Source organism: Garicola koreensis (assembly GCF_014195445.1).
In the GTDB taxonomy this organism is placed as follows: Bacteria; Actinomycetota; Actinomycetes; order Actinomycetales; family Micrococcaceae; genus Nesterenkonia; species Nesterenkonia koreensis.
The window spans coordinates 671,322-685,531 of record NZ_JACIBT010000001.1; the positions used below are offsets into that span (position 1 = coordinate 671,322).

Below are 14,210 nucleotides of genomic sequence, written 5' to 3' on the forward strand. Positions count from 1 at the left end.
TCGGGTCAGTGCGGGTAAACGGCGCGCCCAGTGTTCAGCTACCAACAGAGTTCAGCTGCCAGCAGGGTTCCGATTCCAGCAGGGATCAGTTGTCTGCGCCGTCGGTGTCTGCGCCGTCGCTGTCAGTGTCGAGGTCGTCATCATCGAGCGTATCGTCGTCGTCCTCGTCGTAGAGGTCCAGCGGGGTGACTTCCCCGGTGGCGCCGAAGAGCGCATCCTCGTAGGCCTCGAAGGCGTCAGCCACGCTGTAGAAGGCCGATTCCACGGCGGGGTCGTCGTCGCTGCGGCGGTTGACCGCGGTGGAGAGGTGCTCCTCCAGCGCGTTGGTGAGGGCGCTGAGCGCGATGCGCGGATCCATGTTCATAGCCATCACAGTATCAACGCTTCCCAGCGGAGGTAAGACCCCCATCCGGCGGGTCCACTGCACAGAGTGGATCGTGTGTCCTATGGTGGTCTGCATGTTGGCCACTGACCGCTATGTCACCGAAACCATGGATGGCCGCGGCTGGGAGTATATGGTGCTGACCTGTCAGCCGCAGGAGTCGTTGAAGGAGGTCCGGCGCCAGGTGGTCGATCACGCGGAATACGGCCGCTGGGAGCTGCGCCGCACCCGGCTCTACATCGGTGGAGTGCGCAAGTACTGGCTGCGCCGGCGCATCATGCGCGTTCAGCGCACGGCCTGAAGATAGTCTTCCAGCAGCTGGGCACGGTCCTGGCGGCCCATCAGGCGGTAGGCACGTCGCCAGTCCTCGGGCTGGGCCATCTCTAAACCACGCCAACGGTGGCTGACCCGCGCCGGGATGGTGACTGTGCCGCTGGGTGAGGCCAGCGCGAAGCCCACCAGCACGTCGATCTGATGGTCGGCCGCGTCGACGGTGAAGAGCGCTTCGGTCCGGAATATCCCCGATCGACTCCGGCGACTGAAGCTGAGTCCCAGCTCCTCGATGAGTGCGTGGACCGTTGCCGGTTCGGCGTCGACGCACAGGTCCCAGTCGTTGACCCGGTCGATCAGCCCCAGGGAGGCCAGCAGCCCCGAGCCGCCCACAGCGCTTGGAATGTCGCTCTCCCGCAGTCGCTGCTGCAGGTTGAGGACGACTCTCAGCGGTGGGGTCTGAGGTGGTCTCCGCTTCTCAGGCATGTGCTCAGGCCGGGTTCGTCGTCGGACTACTGCGCGGTGAGGAACCGGTGCATGACCCGGACGCCGAAGGTCAGCGCGTCAACGGGGACCCGTTCGTCCACGCCGTGGAACATGCCGGTGAAGTCCAGTTCGGCCGGCAGGCGCAGGGGCGCGAAGCCGTAGCCGGTCACGCCCAGCTTGGCCAGGTGCTTATTGTCGGTGCCGCCGCCGAGCATGTAGGGCAGCACGACGGCGTCGGGGTCCTCGGCCCGCAGCGAGGAGACCATCTGTTCCACCAGCGCCCCGGAGAAGGGCGCCTCCAGGGAGATGCCTTCGTTGAGCAGCTCGAAGCGGATGTTCTCACCGGCGAGTTCTGCCAGTTTTGCTGCGACCTTCGCGTCCTGATCGGGCAGGGTGCGGGCATCAACGAGTCCTTCGGCGGTGCCGGGGACCACATTGTGCTTATAACCGGCCTCCAACTTGGTGGGGTTGGAGGTGTTGCGCAGGGTGGCGGCGATGAATTTTCCGGTGGAGCCGGTGGCTTCAATCAGTGCGCTGGGGTCTTCGGGGTCGAACGGAATGCCGGTGAGCTCGGAGAGCTGTTCGAACAGCGCACGAGTAGTCTTGGTGTATTCGATGGGCCACTGGTAGTTGCCGATGGCTGCCGCCGCTTCGGCCAAGTGCACCACGGGGTTGTCGCTGTGGACTGCGGAGCCGTGGCCGGCGGTGCCCTCGGCGATCATCTTGGTCCAGTGAACGCCCTTCTCCCCGGTCTGGATGAGGTAGGCGCGCTGCCCGGCGATGTCCGCGGAGAAGCCTCCGACTTCGCTGATGGCCTCGGTGGCGCCGTCGAAGAGTTCCGGGTGGGTGTCGGTGAGCCAGCCGGCACCGTAGCGGCCGTTGTCCTCCTCGTCGGCGAAGAAGGCGAAGATGATGTCGCGCTTGGGCTGGTGGCCCTCGCGTGCCATCTGCAGCAGCACCGCAAGGATCATGGCGTCCATGTCCTTCATGTCCACCGCACCGCGGCCCCAGATGAGTCCGTCGATCAGCTCGGCGGAGAAAGGGTCGACCTGCCAGTCCTCGGCCTGGGCGGGGACCACGTCGAGGTGACCGTGGACCACCAGCGCGCCGGCGTCGGGGTCAGTGCCGGCCATCCGGGCGACCACGCTGGTGCGAGCCTCACCGTCAGGAGGTTCGAAGAACTGCGGCTCCAGGCCCGCCTCCCGCATGATCGCGGCGCAGTATTCTGCCGCCTCGCGCTCGCCTTTGGCGTTGCCTTCGCCCCAGTTGGTGGTGTCGATGCGAATCAGGTCGCGGCAAAACTCCACGACGTCGATCTCTGCCTGCGCTGCCGAGTCCATAGAAGCCATGGCCACCACAGTACCGGTCTCAATCTGCAGCGCGGTTGAGCGTCACTGATGAGGTTCGTCTGTGCGCCGCAGATCGAGTTCGCGCGGCGGTTCCAACCGGCGCTCCGGCAACTCACAGTCGATGTGATCAGTGCCGCGTGACCACAGGCGCTCACCCATCAGCCCAGAATCTTCTGCCAGTGGATCGGTCATCATGCTCACTTCCTGAGTGCTTCTGCTGTACAGCACTTTAGCAACTGGCATTATCCGCACGGGTCTGGACATCCCAATGGAAAATCGAAATTACTCGAACTATTCTGATCAGTCATGAGGGCTCCTTTCGTCAGAATCCCCACTGAATATTCGCTTTACTGGGGTCCACCGGTCGTGTGTTCGGGGGCCGGGAAGCTGAGGATGCAATCGAGGTGATGGGTGCCGATGATGGCTGGCGTGGGGGCCAGTGCCCTTCGGCCGATTCCTATGCGCGAACGAATACGCTGCAGAAGCGCAGCAGTCCGTGGGGGGAGAAGACCCACGCGGTCCGAAGCCGTGAAGGGAGCAGAGGCTTCTGAGTATGTGCCCCCCAGCACGGTTCTGCAGCAGGCCGCGGGTGCAATCCGCTTCGGCTGGAGCGGGGACCTAGCGGCATTGCTACAACAGGGCTTGCACAGGTGCCCACCTGGCGCGCTGAGCAGAAAGGCGTGTTGGATCAGCAGCGCGAATGACCCGCGATTGAGCGTAGTGGCCCCGAAGGACACCACCGCTGGACCCCAGAGACAATATCGCTGGCCCCCGGACGCAATATCGGGTGGCCTCCAAAGCTTCGAATACTCACCACCGTAAACATGGCAGATCAGAGGCGCCTGAACGAGGACTTTGATGCCTCTGTGTGCCCGCAAGGGCTCCGGTACATACACAACGAGCCACAACAGGGCCCAGCCCGCGTACGCCGCCGTGCCAAGCTGACCTCCAAGCAGGTGGACAACATTGTCCGCGACTATCAGGCGGGTCTCCCTCTACAGCAGATTGCGGAGACGTTAAACATCCACCGCAAGACTGTCCACCACAACCTGAAGCGGCGAGGTGTGCCACCGAGGGGTTGAAGCCCACTGCACAACCTGTAAGAAATCCTTACAGGTTGCTATCTCGTCCACTCCGTCAACGATTACGCTGCATTGGGTGCAGTGAGCATGTTGATCACCAGGGCGATCATCAGCTCTTTCTCTTGGGGCTTGCTCATCGCCACCATCAGCGTGATTGCCGCCAGTGCGCTGTTAGAGATGGCTACCTGGGAAGAACTGTCCTGAAGTAGTCCGTTTTTGCTCAGGAACGTCACAAACAGTGCGGCAGCGGAGCGCTTGTTGCCGTCCGCCAACGGGTGGTCCTTGATGATCAGGTACAGCAGGTTCGCAGCCTTCTCCTCGGCTGAGGCGTAGAGCTCCTGCCCGGCGAAACTCTGGTAGATCGCTTCTATGATGCCGCGTAGGCCATCGCCACGTTCTTGGCCAAACAACGTATTCTGGGGGAACTGGGCGGCAAGTTCATTAATAATCCCGCGGGCTTCATCGTAGGTGAGCTGCCAGCGTGGGGCGGTGCCCTCGGGTGTAGGCAGGTCGCCTTCGTCGTAGTGCTGGAGTAACTGCAGGCTCGGCAGATACTGCGACAGCACCTCAGCCACTCCACCGAGCACTTCATCACTGGAGCGCTGCAGGATCTCTACCATGGAACCCAGCTGCTCCAGGCGGCGGTTGTTGATGGCCACGCCCTGTACCAGGTACTCCTTGAGCCGTTCGGTTGCCCAGATGCGGAACTTGGTAGCGGTGGCGGACTTTACGCGGTAGCCCACCGAAATGATCATGTCGAGGTTGTAGTGCGGAATTTGGCGGGCGACCCGCCGAGAGCCCTCTTGCCGAACCTGTCGGAAATTCCGACAGGTTGCTGTTTCGTCCAGCTCACCCTCGTCATAGACGTGCTGAATATGCTCCACGATGTTGGTGCGCGAGCTCTGGAACAGCTCCGCTAGCTGCTGCTGAGTCAGCCACACAGTCTCGCCCTCAAGCCGCACATCGACTCGAGTAGCACCGTCCTCTGCTGCGTAGAGCAGAATCTCAGTATTAGGTGTCAATGAGGACTGTTGAGGCATTGTTGGCATCTCCTCCGCGCGGCGCGGACATTACGTGTTGATCTGATTCAGCCTAGCCGTAGGGCCGGACATGGCCACTGACTGTCATGGAAGGTCTCGACCTCTATCCAGCCAACGCCACGCCGCTGTTCGTCCCTGCTGCCTCGCGAAGAGCCCGTAGCACGCCGACAACGTCTGCCACATTCGAGAGTAGTTTCCTAGGACAAGTCGTCCAGCACGTACGGAACGAGCCCCACCAGTTGGTGGAGCTCGATTCGTGATGAGTGGTGGTGGAGCATATCGGACTCGAACCGATGACCTTCTGTATGCCATACAGACGCGCTACCAGCTGCGCCAATGCCCCGTATTCATTTAGTTCTCGCCACCGCATCTCTGCGTTGGCAACCCTTACACTTTACTGCGGGTGAAGGGCCCTAAGCAAATCGCAACGCCACTCCCCCGCGTGCTCAGGCGACGGCGTCGTCGGACTCTGCCGCCAGTCCCAGATCGACCTTCGGCACGTCAGCGTACAGCCGGTCCAGACCGTAGAGCGCACGATCCTCCTGGTGCTGGACGTGGATGACCATGTGCCCGTAGTCCAGCAGCACCCAGGTGTCAGAGTCGCGGCCCTCACGGCGCACCGGTGAGGACTGGTGCTGCTCCTTGAGCTGGTATTCGATCTCGTCGCAGATCGATTTCAGCTGCCGGTCTGAGGGCGCAGAGCAGACCAGGAACGCATCGGTGATGCCCAACCGCTCCCCCACGTCGAAGCCGGAGATGTTGGTGGCGAGTTTGTCAGCCGCTGCGGCAGCCGCGGTTCGCAGTTCAGAGAGCACAGTGTCAGGAACAGTCATGAGGCCCCCATTCTAGAGGAATACCGTGAAGATCACGACGCCGATCGCCACCAGCAGCAGCACCGCCAGCACGACCAGCAGCCACATCATCATGTTCTGCCTGCCGGCCTGCTTGGAGCTCGCATCGAGCATCTCGTTGAGCTCCAGCCCGTGGGCGCCCTGGGCGTCGACCGGTTCGATGTGGCCGGTGAGGAACATCTCCTCCTGGTGGTCGCCGTCGCGGGCGTCGCGCACCGTTTTGCCGGTGATGACCTCAGAGTCGGGCCGCTGGTGGCTGCGTCGCTGGGCTTCACGATCGGATTCTTCCTGCTGCTGACGCATCCGCGCCTGGTTGGCCTGCATGGCTTTGGCCGCCAAGGCCTGCTGCTTCTTCAGCAGCTCAGGGTCCACCCGCTCAGGGTCATCATGCTTAGCGATCTGGCCTGTGGTCTCGTTGAGCTCATCCATCAGCTCCGGGGCCAGTCTGGGCAGCGATTCGGTGTCCCGCAGCAGCCGTTGGGCACGCCGTGACGCCGGAATGGGCGCATCCTGATAGTCGATGAGCTCCGGGGCCTCGGCCTCAGTGTCGGCGTCTGGGTCACCCTCAGTCTCATCGACTTCGTCGGCGTCGTCGTCGTGCTCGCCTTCGGCAGGCTCGTCCTCGGCGGCTGCGTCCTCCGCTGCTTCGGCGTCCTGCTCGGCCGTCAGGGCGGCGACCTCTTCGGGTGAGAGCGCCACGTCGGGTTCAGCAGGTTCAGTCGGATCAGCTAGCTCAGCTTCAGCGGGCTCAGCGGGTTCGTCTGTGCCGGCCTCCGGGAGGTTGAGGTCCTCGTCGTCGGGCTCTTCGGCCTCGGCGTCGGCGAGCTCCTCCTCGGGCCGGGCGGGGCCTTCTTCGTCTGCGGGCTCGGGAAGCTCGGCCTCGGCGACCTCCACCGGAAGCTCTTCCTCAGCGTCTTCAGACTCATCATCCGCAGCACTCTCAACAGCAGCGTCTTCTGCCTTCGAGATCTCAGCCTCAGAATCATCGCGCGGCGGCGGCGCAGGCAGTTCGATGGCCTCGGTGGCCTCCGTGTCCTCCACCGCACGGGAGAGCTCGTCGTCAGAATCCGCGGTGCCCGCCTCTGCTGGTGGCTGGGCCAACTCATCGACGGTGGCCTCGGCCTCCTCCTGGGCGGCGCGCTGGGCGGCCAGCTCCTCCTCACGACGGCGGCGCAGCTCCCGGCGGGAGACCGGCAGGTAGCGGGCGCGCTTCTCGTTGTCTCCAGCCCTGTCCTGCTCAGTGGTGTCTGCGCTCATCTAGAAAGCCTCCTGGTCTTTGCCCACCATGGTAAGCCCGGCCGGGGACCGCACATGGTCCACCAGCGGGCGTGTGCTGGATTCGGGCTGGTACAGCCGGTGCTTATTGATGTACTGGACCACACCGTCGGGCACCAAGTACCAGACCGGCTTATCCCCCGCCGCCCGTTCACGCAGATCGGTGGAGCTGATGGCCATGGCGGGGATCTCCATCAGCGAGATCTGGTTCTTGCGGCCGAAATCCTCACTCGGGTACCCGGGCCTGGTCACCGAGACGAAGTGGGCCAGGCCCCAGAGCTCCTCCACGTTTTTCCAGGACATGATCTGGGCCATCGCATCAGCACCGGTGATGAAGAACAGCTCCTCATCCGGGTACAGGTGCGAAAAGTCGCGCAGCGTGTCGATGGTGTAGGTCTTGCCGCCACGATCAATATCCACCCGGGAGACGGTGAACCGCGGGTTGGATGCGGTGGCGATCACCGTCAGCAGGTACCTGTGCTCCGCGCCGGTGACTTCGCCGGTCTCCTTCTGCCACGGCTGGCCGGTGGGCACGAACACGACCTCGTCGAGCTCGAACTCGGCGGCGACTTCGCTGGCTGCCACCAGGTGGCCGTGATGGATCGGGTCAAAGGTCCCGCCCATGATCCCCAGGCGGCGGCGCCGGGGCTGATCTGAGGCCGTGGCCTGCGAGGTTGGGGGCGTCAAACTGTCCTGCTGCCGGGTTTCAGTGGTCCGAGTGGGCTTCCGCCGGCAGCTCTCTGCCCTTATTGGAGAACCCCAGGGTGATCAGCAGGGCAAACAGCAGAATGGCGAACATGATGATGCCGAACCAGTGGCTGGGCATAAAGAGTGCGGACTCCTCTGCCCCTTCAGCGGACAACATCTGTGCAGCGAACGGCAGGTTCAGCATGCCTCTCCCTCAACGGACGACAAATAACACATCAAGTCTACGTGAATACCGGGCCCATTCGCCCACCGGCGCACCGAAGGGCCCCGTCCTGAATGACGGAACCCTTGGGTGACACCGGCGGGCGTGCATGAGCCTCGGCGCAGCGGGACCTCAGCGCTGGGCTGCTTTGACCTGACGACGACGCCGGTGCAGGATCGGCTCGGTGTAGCCGTTGGGCTGGGCCAATCCGTCGAAGACCAGCTCACGAGCAGCTTGGAAGGCGATGCTGGATTCGAAGTTCGGCGCCATGGGCCGGTACTGATCATCGTCGGCGTTCTGCTCATCGACCACGGCTGCGATACGTTCCATGGACTCGCTGACCTGCTCTTCGCTGACCACCCCGTGGTGCAGCCAGTTGGCCAGCAGCTGCGAGGAGATCCGCAGCGTGGCGCGGTCCTCCATCAGCGCGGTCCCGTAGAGGTCGGGCACCTTGGAGGAGCCCACGCCCTGGTCGACCCAGCGCACCACATACCCCAAAAGGGACTGGACGTTGTTGTCCACCTCTTCGCGGCGCTGCTGATCGGTCCAGTCCGGGGTGGCGACCACCGGGATGGTCAGCAGTTCGCTGCGCGTGCTGCGCCGGGTGCCGCGCAGCTCGCTCTGCCGCTGGGCGACGTCGACCCGGTGGTAGTGCATCGCATGCAGTGTGGCGGCCGTGGGTGAGGGCACCCATGCGGCCGAGGCTCCGGCGGTGGGATGACCGCTCTTCTGGGCGACCATATCGGCCATCAGCTCCGTCATCGCCCACATGCCCTTGCCGATCTGGCCGTGGCCGGGAAGATCGACCTCCAGGCCGATGTCGACGTTCTGGTCCTCATAGGCGCCGATCCAGGGCTGGGACTTCATATCGGCCTTGCGGACCATCGGGCCGGCCTGCACCGAGGTGTGGATCTCGTCGCCGGAACGGTCCAGGAACCCGGTGTTGATGAACACGATCCGGTCCTTCGCCTCGGCGATGCAGGCCTTCAGGTTCGCGCTGGTGCGCCGCTCCTCATCCATCAGCCCCATCTTCAGGGTCCCGGCCGGCAGGCCCAGCAGCTGCTCGACCCGGCTGAAGAGCTCAACGGTGAAGGCCACCTCTTCGGGGCCGTGCATCTTCGGCTTGACGATGTAGATCGAGCCGGTGCGGCCGTTGCGGAACTCGTTGGACTCTCTGCGTCCGTCAAGTGCACCCAGGGTGGTGACAATCGTATCCAGCAGGCCCTCACCGATCTCCTGGCCGGAGGGGTCCAGTACGGCGTCGGTGGTCATCAGGTGCCCCACGTTGCGCACCAGCAGCACGGAGCGGCCCTGAACGGTGAGGCTGCCGCCCTCGGGGCCGACATACTCACGGTCCTTGGCCAGCCGGCGGGTGCGGCTCTTGCCGTCCTTCTCGAAGGTCTCGGCCAGGTCACCGCGGTTCAGCCCCAACCAGTTCCGGTAGGCCTCCACCTTGTCTGCGGCATCGACAGTGGCCACCGAGTCTTCGAAGTCGACGATCGTGGTCAGCGCCGATTCGAAGACCACATCGCTCATCGACGCACTGTCCTCGGCTCCAACCTCAGTGCTGGAATCGAACTGCAGCTCTAAGTGCAGGCCGTTGTGACGCAGCAGAACCGCGTCCGGATTCGCGGGATCGCCGGTGTAGCCGGCCAGCGCTTCAGCGTCGGCCAAGGGCGTCGTCTCCCCCTGCTTCAGGGTGACGACCAGCCGCCCAGACTCGATGGCGTAGCCAGTGGAGTCGGCGTGGCTGCCCTGAGCCAACGGGACGAACTCATCGAGCAGAGCCCGGGTGTAGGCCACCACTTTGGCCCCGCGAGCCTTGTCATAGCCGCCCGGCTGCGGGGAACCTTCGATCACGTCGGTGCCGTAGAGCGCGTCATACATCGAGCCCCACCGCGCGTTGGCAGCGTTGAGCGCGTAACGTGCATTGGTCACCGGCACCACCAGCTGAGGCCCGGCGATATCAGCGATCACCGCATCCACCCCAGTAGTGCTCACCTGCACATCATCCGGCTCAGCGACCAGATAGCCAATCTGGGTGAGGAAGTCCTCATAGGCGCCCTGGTCCACGGTCCCGGGGTTCTGCCGGTGCCAGGAATCGATCTGGGTCTGCAGCTCCTCCCGGCGCTGCAGCAGCTCCCGGTTGCGCGGCATCAGATCAGTGATCATCTTCTTCACACCGGCCCAGAACTCGTCTACTGACAGGTCTGCGTGCTCAAGTGCCTCGCTGCCGATGAACTCATGCAGCTGCGAGTCCACCGAAAGACCGTCGACGTCGACGTACTTGCTCATATTCTGATCCTCCTGGCTCGGAGCGGGAATCGCTCCACGGTTGCGTGTGTTGTCGGTGAGTTCGTCACTCCAGTATCCACTAAATGAAATATACAGTCCAGATGACGGACTCTAGGTGACGCTCGGAGACCACCGGGCACCTTATTCGCGGATCTGGCCCTCACCGCGGATGATCCATTTGGTGGTGGCCAGTGCGGCCATGCCCATGGGTCCGCGGGCGTGCATCTTCTGGGTGGAGATCCCCACCTCAGCGCCCAGGCCGAACTCGCCGCCGTCGACGAACCGGGTGGAGGCGTTGACGATGACCGCGGCCGCATCCACCTCGGCGATGAACGTCTCGGCATTGGCCACCGAATCAGTGACGATCGCCTCGGTGTGCGCCGTGCTGTGCGTGCGGATGTGCTCAATCGCCTCATCCAAGGAGTCGACCACCCCGACGGCCAGTTCCAGGTCGTTGAACTCGGTGGCGTAGTGCTCACCGGTGACCTCGGTGACGTCCGCCCCCTGGTGCTCAGCCTCGCCGAACCAGGCTTTCGCGCGTGGATCTAAGTGCAGTACGACGCCGGCCTGGTGCAGGGTGGTCAGCACCTGGGGCCCGGCGTCCTGGGCGCCTGCGTGGATGAGCAGGGTTTCGGCGGCGTTGCACACGCTGGGGCGTTGGATCTTCGCGTTGAGCACGATCTCGGCGGCCTGCTGCGGGTTGGCGGTGGCGTCGATGAAGATGTGCACATTGCCCTCGCCGGTTTCGATGACCGGCACCACCGAGTTGCGCACTACGTGCTGGATGAGGTCGCGTCCGCCGCGCGGGATGAGCACGTCCACGCTGCCGCGGGTGGTCATCAGCTCGGTGGCACCCTCGCGGCCGAAGGCGTCGATGGACTGGACCGCGTCCACCGGCACCGAGGTGGTGGCCAAGGCCCGGCCGATGATGGACAGCAGCATCTCGTTGGTGGCCTGGGCGGCTGATCCGCCGCGCAGGATGGCCGCGTTGCCGGATTTGATCGCCAGGGCGGCGATGTCCACGGTCACGTTGGGCCGGGCCTCGTAGATCGCACCCAGCACACCCAGCGGCACGGCGACCTGGCTCAGCCGCAGCCCATTGGGAAGGGTCCGGCCCTGCAGCACCCGTCCCACCGGGTCCTCCAAGCCCATGATCTCCTCCACAGCGGCGGCCAGCTCCTCGATCCGCTGCTGGGACAGCTGCAGCCGATCCTGCATGGAGGCGGGCAGCCCGTTCTGCTGCGCCCGGGCGAGATCCTGCTCGTTGGCTGCGATCAGGTCGGCTCCGGATTCGCGCAGCCCGGCGGCCACCGCCGCCAGGGCCTGATCCTTGTGGCTGCGGTCCAGGCCCGCCAGCGGCCGGGCCGCCTCCCGTGCCCGGCGGCTGATCTGTGCGACCGATCCCCCGGCCTTACCTGCGGCTTCTACGCTCATGCGGGTACCTCCATTTCAAGCCTGCACTCTGACCATGTCATCAGTATGGATCACCGGGCGCTGATAGTCCGAGCCCAGTTCTTCGCCCAGCTCGGCGGTGCTGCGTCTGAGCATCTGCGGAAGCTGTGCGGAGCTGAAGGCGCACACCCCGCGGGCGCGGACCAGCCCGTCGGGCCCGGCCACCTCCACCACGTCGCCGGCGTCGAAGGTGCCGGCGACCTCAGTGATTCCGGCCGGCAGCAACGAGCGGCGGTCTTGGACCACGGCGGTGACCGCCCCGGCGTCGATGTAGAGGCTGCCCTCGGTGTGGGCCAGGTGGGCCAGCCAGGCCGAGCGGGCGCCGCGGCGTTTGCCCCGGGCTTCGAAGAAGGTCCCGACCTGCCCGCCGGTCAGCAGGGTGGCCGCATTGGCGGCAGAGGTGAGCACGGCGGGGGTGCCGTTGTCGTTGACGATCTGGGCGGCCTCCACCTTGGTGACCATGCCGCCGGTGCCCACACCGGCGCGGCCGCGGGGCCCCAGGGTGACCCCGGTGAGGTCTTCGCGGCTGCGCACCCGGGCCACCGGTTGGCCGCCCTGCGCCGGTGGGCCGTCGTAGAGCGCGTCGACGTCGGAGAACAGCACCAAAGCATCCGCGTGCAGCAGGTTGGCGGTGACTGCGGCAAGCCGGTCGTTGTCGCCGAACCGGATCTCTGCGGTGGCCACGGCGTCGTTCTCATTGATGATCGGCACAGTGCCCAGGGCAAGCAGCTTCTCCAGGGCACGCAGCGCGTTGGTGTAGGTGGAACGGCGGATCAGGTCATCCACGGTCAGCAGCAGCTGGGCGACGGTGGCCCGGTATTCGCCGAAGGCCCTCGAGTAGTGGGCCAGCAGCTCCCCCTGCCCGACGGCGGCGGCGGCCTGCTGGGTGGCCAGATCGTGTGGACGTGCGGCCAGCCCCAGCGGCGCCAGACCGGCGGCGATCGCCCCAGAGGAGACCAGCACCACTGCTGTGCCGTTGCTGCGCATCTGCTGGACCGCATGCACCAGCGAGTTCAGCGCGTCAACGCTGATCCCCCCGGACACGGTGGTCAGCGAGGAGGAGCCGATCTTGATGACCACGCGCTTCGCGCTGGTGAGGTCGGCTGCCGAAGTGATCACCGAGCCGGCGCTCACGGTGTGCGGTCCTGCTGGGTGAAGACCACCTCCACCTCGCCGTCGTCCTCTGCGCGGTAGATCTCTTCCATCTCTTCGCGCATGGTGCGCCGGGCAGCGCGGCGCTCGGCCTGATCCTGCTTCTTCTCCCCCCGGGTGGGCCGGTGGTGCTGCTCGAAGCGCACATCGGAGCCGCGCGGGCCGCTGAGGTGCTCTGCCCCGGCGGCCATCGTGGGCTCCCAGTCGAAGACGACGCCGTCCTCGTCCGCACCGATGAGCACCGCATCACCGGGTTTGGCCCCGATGCGGAACAGCTCATCCTCAATGCCGATGGCCTGCAGCCGGTCGGCCAGGTAGCCCACCGCCTCATCGTTGCTGAAGTCGGTCTGCAGGATCCAGCGTTCTGGTTTGGTGCCCCGCACCCGCCACAGCGGCACCACGCCCTCACCGGGCACCCCGCGCTCTTCGGCGGTGATGGTGAAGCCCTTCTCGTTGATGGGCTTGGGCCGCACGGTCACCGGCACCGGGGCGGCTTCGACCTCGCGCTCGGCGCGGGCCTGGTTGACCAGTTCGGCCATGGCGAAGGTGATCTCGCGCAGCCCCTTGCGGGCCACCGCAGAGATGTCGAAGACCTGGTAGCCGCGCTCCTGCAGGGTGGCGCGGACCATATCGGCCATCTCCTCGCCGTCGGGCAGGTCGGTCTTGTTCAGCGCGATCAGCCGGGGCCGTTCGTTCAGCGGCACGGCGGCCTGGGGCTGCTCACCCTCGACGGAGCCCACCGCGTCGGGGGCGTAGGCGTCCAGTTCGGCCTCGATGGCCTCCAGGTCCCCCAGCGGGTCCCGGTCGGTCTCCAGGGACCCGGCGTCGAGCACGTGGACGATGGCTGCGCAGCGCTCCACGTGGCGCAGAAACTCGTGACCCAAGCCTTTGCCCTCGGCGGCTCCGGGGATCAGCCCGGGCACATCGGCGACGGTGAACCGGGTCTCGCCGGCTTCGACCACTCCCAGGTTGGGCACCAGCGTGGTGAAGGGGTAGTCGGCGATCTTCGGCCGGGCGGCCGATATGGCCGCAATCAGACTGGACTTGCCGGAGGAGGGGAAGCCGACCAGGGCAATATCGGCCACTGACTTCAGCTCCAGGACGATGTCTCGGCTCTGCCCGGGGGTGCCCAGCAGGGCGAAGCCGGGGGCCTTGCGCTTCTTCGAGGCCAGTGCGGCGTTGCCCAGACCGCCCTGGCCGCCGGTGGCGATGCGCATCCGGGCCCCGGCACCGACCAGATCAGCCAGCACAGTGCCTTCACGGTCCTTGACTACGGTCCCCTCCGGCACAGCAAGCTCCAGGGTCTTGCCCTTGTGCCCGTGGCGCAGCCCGCCCTGGCCCGGGCCGCCGCTCTCAGCGCTGCGGTGGGGCCGGTGGTGGTAGTCCAGCAGCGTGGTGGTGTTGGGATCGGCCACCAGCTCGATGTGGCCGCCGTCGCCGCCGTTGGCGCCGTCGGGCCCTCCCAGGGGTTTGAACTTCTCCCGGTGCACCGAGACGCAGCCGTTGCCTCCGTTGCCGGCCGCGGCGTGCAGCACCACACGGTCAACGAAGTGGGCCATGGCTGATCTCCTTCCGATCAGTGGTGCGGATACTGAAATGCCCCGCCAGCGAATCCGCTGCGGGGCCCTTCAGGGGGAGGTCGGCGTGGGCCGACCCATAAGCGGCT

The 14,210-nt window shown here is 65.4% G+C and carries 15 protein-coding genes and 1 tRNA gene; 2 read left to right on the plus strand and 14 right to left on the minus strand.

Features of this window, described 5'->3' with window-relative positions:
* Nucleotides 1-85 precede the first annotated feature (85 nt).
* Nucleotides 86-364: a hypothetical protein gene (locus FHX47_RS03095; protein WP_183357396.1), complete on the minus strand. Its 279-nt coding sequence runs from the start codon at nucleotides 362-364 to the stop codon at nucleotides 86-88.
* Nucleotides 365-458: 94 nt separating this feature from the next.
* Between FHX47_RS03095 and FHX47_RS03100 the strand changes: the two genes are divergently transcribed.
* Nucleotides 459-683, plus strand: coding sequence for a DUF5703 family protein (locus tag FHX47_RS03100; protein WP_183357397.1), 225 nt, complete (start codon nucleotides 459-461; stop codon nucleotides 681-683).
* Here FHX47_RS03100 and FHX47_RS03105 read toward each other — a convergent pair.
* Genes FHX47_RS03105 through FHX47_RS03115 form a run of 3 tightly spaced genes read right to left on the minus strand, consistent with a single transcriptional unit; the run spans nucleotide 668 to nucleotide 2,682 of the window.
* Nucleotides 668-1,138, minus strand: coding sequence for a hypothetical protein (locus tag FHX47_RS03105; RefSeq protein WP_183357398.1), 471 nt, complete (start codon nucleotides 1,136-1,138; stop codon nucleotides 668-670). The two genes, FHX47_RS03100 and FHX47_RS03105, sit on opposite strands and share 16 nt — an antisense overlap.
* A gap of 26 nt (nucleotides 1,139-1,164) precedes the next feature.
* Nucleotides 1,165-2,487, minus strand: coding sequence for a M20/M25/M40 family metallo-hydrolase (locus FHX47_RS03110; protein ID WP_183357399.1), 1,323 nt, complete (start codon nucleotides 2,485-2,487; stop codon nucleotides 1,165-1,167).
* A 42-nt stretch (nucleotides 2,488-2,529) separates the two neighbouring features.
* Nucleotides 2,530-2,682, minus strand: a complete 153-nt coding sequence (locus FHX47_RS03115) for a hypothetical protein (protein ID WP_183357400.1) — start codon at nucleotides 2,680-2,682, stop codon at nucleotides 2,530-2,532.
* A gap of 629 nt (nucleotides 2,683-3,311) precedes the next feature.
* Between FHX47_RS03115 and FHX47_RS11100 the strand changes: the two genes are divergently transcribed.
* Nucleotides 3,312-3,569, plus strand: a complete 258-nt coding sequence (locus FHX47_RS11100; protein ID WP_183357401.1) for a helix-turn-helix domain-containing protein — start codon at nucleotides 3,312-3,314, stop codon at nucleotides 3,567-3,569.
* A gap of 62 nt (nucleotides 3,570-3,631) precedes the next feature.
* Here the strand turns inward: FHX47_RS11100 and FHX47_RS03125 are convergent, their stop codons facing one another.
* From FHX47_RS03125 to obgE, 10 genes are all read right to left on the minus strand, one after another.
* Nucleotides 3,632-4,609, minus strand: coding sequence for a virulence RhuM family protein/type II toxin-antitoxin system death-on-curing family toxin (locus FHX47_RS03125; RefSeq protein ID WP_183357402.1), 978 nt, complete (start codon nucleotides 4,607-4,609; stop codon nucleotides 3,632-3,634).
* A gap of 267 nt (nucleotides 4,610-4,876) precedes the next feature.
* Nucleotides 4,877-4,952 (minus strand) — tRNA-Ala (locus FHX47_RS03130).
* 103 nt (nucleotides 4,953-5,055) lie between these two features.
* Nucleotides 5,056-5,442 carry a ribosome silencing factor gene (gene rsfS, locus FHX47_RS03135; protein ID WP_183357403.1) on the minus strand — a complete coding sequence of 129 codons (387 nt, stop codon included), beginning with the start codon at nucleotides 5,440-5,442 and terminating at the stop codon, nucleotides 5,056-5,058.
* Between the two features lie 12 nt (nucleotides 5,443-5,454).
* Entirely contained in the window at nucleotides 5,455-6,717 is a 1,263-nt protein-coding gene (locus FHX47_RS03140; protein WP_183357404.1) for a prolipoprotein diacylglyceryl transferase, read from the minus strand.
* A complete protein-coding gene (gene nadD / locus FHX47_RS03145) occupies nucleotides 6,718-7,359 on the minus strand; it encodes a nicotinate-nucleotide adenylyltransferase (RefSeq protein WP_183357839.1) in 642 nt (213 codons plus the stop codon).
* Between the two features lie 82 nt (nucleotides 7,360-7,441).
* Nucleotides 7,442-7,627 (minus strand): hypothetical protein, encoded by a 186-nt coding sequence (locus FHX47_RS03150; protein ID WP_183357405.1) that lies wholly within the window; start codon nucleotides 7,625-7,627, stop codon nucleotides 7,442-7,444.
* 150 nt (nucleotides 7,628-7,777) lie between these two features.
* Nucleotides 7,778-9,940, minus strand: coding sequence for a malate synthase G (locus tag FHX47_RS03155; RefSeq protein ID WP_183357406.1), 2,163 nt, complete (start codon nucleotides 9,938-9,940; stop codon nucleotides 7,778-7,780).
* Nucleotides 9,941-10,081: 141 nt separating this feature from the next.
* On the minus strand, nucleotides 10,082-11,374 hold the full coding sequence (locus FHX47_RS03160) for a glutamate-5-semialdehyde dehydrogenase (protein ID WP_183357407.1): 1,293 nt from the start codon (nucleotides 11,372-11,374) through the stop codon (nucleotides 10,082-10,084).
* A 15-nt stretch (nucleotides 11,375-11,389) separates the two neighbouring features.
* Nucleotides 11,390-12,526 carry a glutamate 5-kinase gene (gene proB / locus FHX47_RS03165; protein ID WP_183357408.1) on the minus strand — a complete coding sequence of 379 codons (1,137 nt, stop codon included), beginning with the start codon at nucleotides 12,524-12,526 and terminating at the stop codon, nucleotides 11,390-11,392.
* Nucleotides 12,523-14,103, minus strand: coding sequence for a GTPase ObgE (obgE, locus tag FHX47_RS03170; protein WP_183357409.1), 1,581 nt, complete (start codon nucleotides 14,101-14,103; stop codon nucleotides 12,523-12,525). Before obgE ends, proB begins: the two co-directional genes overlap by 4 nt.
* Nucleotides 14,104-14,210 lie beyond the last annotated feature (107 nt).